Source organism: Paenarthrobacter sp. CM16, assembly GCF_013179505.1.
GTDB lineage: Bacteria > Actinomycetota > Actinomycetes > Actinomycetales > Micrococcaceae > Arthrobacter.
Genome location: NZ_JABMCX010000340.1, coordinates 1 through 4,490, shown reverse-complemented (window position 1 = coordinate 4,490; position 4,490 = coordinate 1). Strand labels below are relative to the sequence as shown.

Sequence of the window (4,490 nt, the reverse complement as noted above, 5' to 3'; positions counted from 1 at the left end):
GCTGACCGCGATCATTGCCATTGTGTCCGCTGCATTGCTGGGATGGTTGACGGTGTGGATCATTGAGGACGTCTTGGACGTCTTCCACGTGGGCTTGACTCCACGGGTATGGTTCTGGGCCATCTCCTGCTTCGCAGCGCTGGGACTGGCCGTAGTCAGCTTCCGCCATAGCCGTGCGTGGCGGAAAGTGGTGGCTGCGTTCTCCATCCCTGTGTTTCTTCTGGTCGCGGCGCTGGGCATCAACACCGAGTTCGGGCTGAACAAGACGCTGGGCTCGGCCTTGGGGATTTCCACTGAGGGTGCCATTGCGTTGAACAAGCCCAACCCGGATGCGTCCATTCCTGCAGGTCCGCTGTGGCAGAGCTGGAAAGCCCCTGCCGGAATGCCAGCCAAGGGCGAGGTGGGCACCCAGGTGATTCCGGCCACGGCCTCAGGCTTTGACGCCCGGCCGGCCGGCATCTACTTGCCTCCGGCGGCTCTGACGGACAATCCGCCCCGGTTGCCCTTGTTCGTCCTGATGATGGGGCAGCCCGGCCTCCCGGACCCCCAGTATGTCTCGGCGGCCTTGGATGAGTTTGCAGCCAGGAACAACGGCCTGGCCCCCATTGCGATCGTCGCGGACCAGATCGGTCCGGATGAGAACGACACCCTGTGCTTGGACACCGCCAAGTACGGCAACGTCGAGAAGTACATCAACGAAGACGTGGTGAACTGGGCCAAAGCCAACCTGAACATCCTTCCCGACAGGGAGCATTGGACCATCGCCGGCTACTCCAACGGCGGCCAATGTGCCATCTCCTTCGCCGTCAAGTACCCCAAAATGTGGGGCAACGTGGTGGACATTTCCGGTGAGGAGTTCCCGGGCGCCGAAGACCCCGCCGGCAACCTCGCAAGCATCTTCGGCGGCAAGCAAGCGGACTACGATGCCCAGAAGCCCATCAACATCATGAAAGGCAAGCAATTTCCGGATACGACAGCCGTTTTCACCGTTGGCTCTGACGATGTGACGTACGTGGCCGCCGCGAAAGCTGTCTCTGCGGCGGCACAGACTGCAGGGATGACGGTGACCTACTACGAGGTCCCCAACGGCGGACACGTGGGGCTGGCCCTGAACGCGGGCCTGACCAAAGGTTTCGAGGTGCTGTACCCCCGCTTGGGGCTCTCCCGCTAGCGCTTCCCCTGTTGCGCGAGTCATGCCGGCGATAAAGTTGAGATGTGCCCCATTGGCAAGAGCTGCAGCCGTTTCCGGCACCGTGGCAGCGTCGGGATGAACGCATCCTGCCGTTGTGGTGGGACCGTCTGTGCTCAGTGACCAGCCCCCAGTCGGCCGCCCTCTACGCCGCAGGGCTCTTCACGGATGATCGCCGCAGGCCCATTGCCCAGTGGTACAACCCCGAAGCCGACGCCGCCCTGCTGGTTGCGCCGGAGACGTCCCCTGAGTGGCCGGTACAGCGGTTCGGAATCTTCTATGCGCCGCCGGGTGGCGGTTTCAGCCGCGTCTACTCGGCCCCGCATGAATGGCATCCGCGCGAACCGAGGACCCCGCCCACTGAGCAGGATTCATTTCTTGCCGCTGTTGCCGAGGCCGCCCGTTTCCTGCAGGTGGAAATGGATTTCGTCTAGGAAAAGACGAACCCCGCACCGGCATGATGCCGATGCGGGGTTCCGGTGCTCCTCCGACTGGACTTGAACCAGTAACCCTTCGATTAACAGTCGAATGCTCTGCCAATTGAGCTACGGAGGAATGAAGCGGTTATGACTTTAGCAAAGGTTCTACCCGAATGCGAAATCGGCTCCGCATACCCCGTGGGGGTATAAAAAATACCCCCGCTCCGGAGACCGGAACGGGGGTATTGTGCGCTCCTCCGACTGGACTTGAACCAGTAACCCTTCGATTAACAGTCGAATGCTCTGCCAATTGAGCTACGGAGGAATGAAGCGGTTACTAGCTTAACAGGGCCCCGCCGGAAAACGAAATCGGGGTTCTCAGCCGTCCGAACGCAGCGCCCGGCGCTCCATTTCCAGTTGCATCAGCTCGCGGTTCAGCCGCTGGAATTCCTCCGGATTGGCTCCTGCGTCCAGGCGCTGCAATTGGCCCATCTTGTCTGCTTTGATACGGGTGATCTGCAGTTCAAACAGGCGGGCCAGGATGTCTCGGCAATACCTCTGCATGGCCTCCGGGGTACTGGCGGGCAGGGGGGTCACTGCAAGCTCGGAGACCAAGGCACGCAGGGGTTCGGGAACCTCCTGGCGGACCTGCTCCACCCAGGCCACCGGATCAGCCGCGTGGGCGAGTCCCGCAGCCCGCACGGCCGTGTGGACGGCGGCGTAGGCAGGGGTGGCAAAGTGCGAGGCCTCGAAGCGCTCCCATGCTCCCCCACCCAGCACGCCTGGCTCCTGGAGCACAACCTCCAGCGCCTGGCGTTCCATCCCTGCGATGGGATCCCGGGGATCGGGCCGTTGAAAGACAAGACCGCCCGACGGCGGTGCTGCCGCGGACTGCTCAGCTGCGCCTGCCGGTGCTGGCGCACCGGCACCGGAAGAGACACGCTTGGCGGCGGCGCCAACAAACCGGCTGACTTCTTCGATGGGCATGCCCAGCCATCCTGCAAGTTCCCGGGTATAACCGGGCCTGGCAGCGGAATCCCTGATCTGGGCCACCACGGGAGCGGCTTCACGCAGTGCCGCAACGCGGCCTTCCACGGTGTCCAGGTTGTGCCTGCGCAGCGAGGCCCGGATAGCGAACTCAAAGAGTGGTTTCCGCGTGCTGATGAGATCGCGCACCGCGGCGTCGCCCTTGAGTTGGCGAAGATCACAGGGATCAGCACCCGTGGGCTCCACGGCAACGTAGGTCTGGGCCTGAAAGCGCTGGTCTTCTTCAAAAGCCCTCAGGGCAGCCTTCTGGCCTGCGGCGTCACCGTCGAAGGTGAAGATGACCTCGCCGCCGCTGCCATCGTCCGACAACAGCCGCCGGGCCACCTTGATGTGTTCGGTCCCGAAGGCAGTACCGCAGGTGGCTACCGCCGTCGCGACTCCTGCAAGGTGGCAGGCCATGACGTCCGTGTACCCCTCCACCACCACCAGTTGCCGCTCCTTGGCGATATTCCGCTTGGCGATGTCGATCCCGTAGAGGACCTGCGATTTCTTGTAGAGGGTGGTCTCCGGGGTGTTGAGGTATTTAGGTCCTTGATCGTCCTCGTAGAGCTTGCGGGCGCCGAACCCGATGGTGTCCCCCGCGATGTCCCTGATGGGCCAGATCAGCCTGCCGCGGAAGCGATCATAGATGCCCCGGTTTCCTTCCGAGAACATCCCGGTGAGTTTCAACTCGGCATCGGTGAATCCGCGCCCACGGAGGTGCTTGAGCAACGCGTCCCATCCCTGGGGTGCGTATCCCACGCCAAAGTGTTCGGCGGCGGCGCGGTCGAAACCACGGCCATCGAGGAAGTTCCGCCCCTCGGCGGCGCCGGGGGTCAGGAGCTGGGCGCGGAAGAACTCGTCGGCTATTTTGTGGGCGTCCAGCAGGCGTTGGCGTTTACCCACTTCTTCACGGCTGGGACCGGTGCCGCCGTCCTCGTAACGAAGCTCGTAGCCGATCCTGGCCGCCAGCTTCTCCACGGCCTCGTGGAACGAACTGTGGTCCATCTTCTGGACGAAGGAGATGGCGTCGCCGTCCTCGCCGCAGCCGAAGCAGTGGTACCGGCCTACTTGCGGGCGGACGGTGAAGGAGGGCGAGCGTTCGTCATGGAACGGGCACAGGCCCTTGAAACTGCCCAGCCCGGCACCCTTGAGCGTGACGTAACCGTCAACGACTTCCTTGATATCCGTGCGCTGGCGTACTTCATCGATATCTTCACGTTTGATCAGGCCAGCCACGTGACCATCCTAGTCGCTTGCCCCAAGGGTGCCCGCCGTTAACGGTAACGGCCCAGCTGTTACCAGAGCGAGGGAAGACTGCCCACAAGCCGCTCGTACATTGCCAACGCGGAGACGTCCGTCAGCGAGGCAACCTGGTCTATCACCACTCGAAGCCGGGCACCGTCGTCGACGGCGTCACGCCAGTCAGCGGCGAACATCGGCTCCAGGTGACGGTCGCCGGTGGCGTTCAGAACACCCACCAGCGCGTGCAGCACTTCGCGCTGGCGCTCGTACACCGGCTGGCGGTGGTCCGTGGAAATCACGAACGTGGTGGCCAAACCCTTGAGGACGGCGATCTCGGCGACGGTGTCCGCGGGGACCATGAGCTCAGCGTCGTAACGGGTCAGGTTGGCCGGGCCGAAGTGAGCACGTGTTGTTTCCATGGCGCTCTGGCAGAACCGGCCGATCAACTGGCTGGTCATGTCCTTCAACGCAGCCATGGATTTTCGGCTGCCGTCAGCTTCGCGGACCCAAACCTTGGTGGCCTCCAGCCGGGCCAGGGCGGCGTCAATTTCAGCGGGGTCGTTGTGGGGCAAGTACCACTGCTTGGTGTAGCCCACCACACGCGCCCGGTG

Annotated in this window: 3 protein-coding genes, 2 tRNA genes and 1 pseudogene; 2 read left to right on the top strand and 4 right to left on the bottom strand. The window is 63.3% G+C overall.

Features of this window, described 5'->3' with window-relative positions:
* Both HP499_RS21180 and HP499_RS21175 read left to right on the top strand, forming a co-directional pair.
* On the top strand, positions 1–1,171 hold a 1,171-nt coding region (locus tag HP499_RS21180), incomplete at its 5' end, for an esterase family protein (protein ID WP_172326087.1).
* A gap of 44 nt (positions 1,172–1,215) precedes the next feature.
* Entirely contained in the window at positions 1,216–1,623 is a 408-nt protein-coding gene (locus HP499_RS21175) for a hypothetical protein (RefSeq protein ID WP_172326086.1), read from the top strand.
* A gap of 48 nt (positions 1,624–1,671) precedes the next feature.
* Here the strand turns inward: HP499_RS21175 and HP499_RS21170 are convergent.
* The 4 genes and pseudogenes from HP499_RS21170 to HP499_RS21155 all read right to left on the bottom strand — a co-directional run.
* A tRNA-Asn gene (locus tag HP499_RS21170) sits at positions 1,672–1,744 on the bottom strand.
* Positions 1,745–1,860: 116 nt separating this feature from the next.
* Positions 1,861–1,933, bottom strand: a tRNA-Asn gene (locus HP499_RS21165).
* A 53-nt stretch (positions 1,934–1,986) separates the two neighbouring features.
* On the bottom strand, positions 1,987–3,873 hold the full coding sequence (gene dnaG / locus HP499_RS21160) for a DNA primase (protein WP_172326085.1): 1,887 nt from the start codon (positions 3,871–3,873) through the stop codon (positions 1,987–1,989).
* A 59-nt stretch (positions 3,874–3,932) separates the two neighbouring features.
* Positions 3,933–4,490, bottom strand: a pseudogene (locus HP499_RS21155) (deoxyguanosinetriphosphate triphosphohydrolase); the annotation flags it as partial.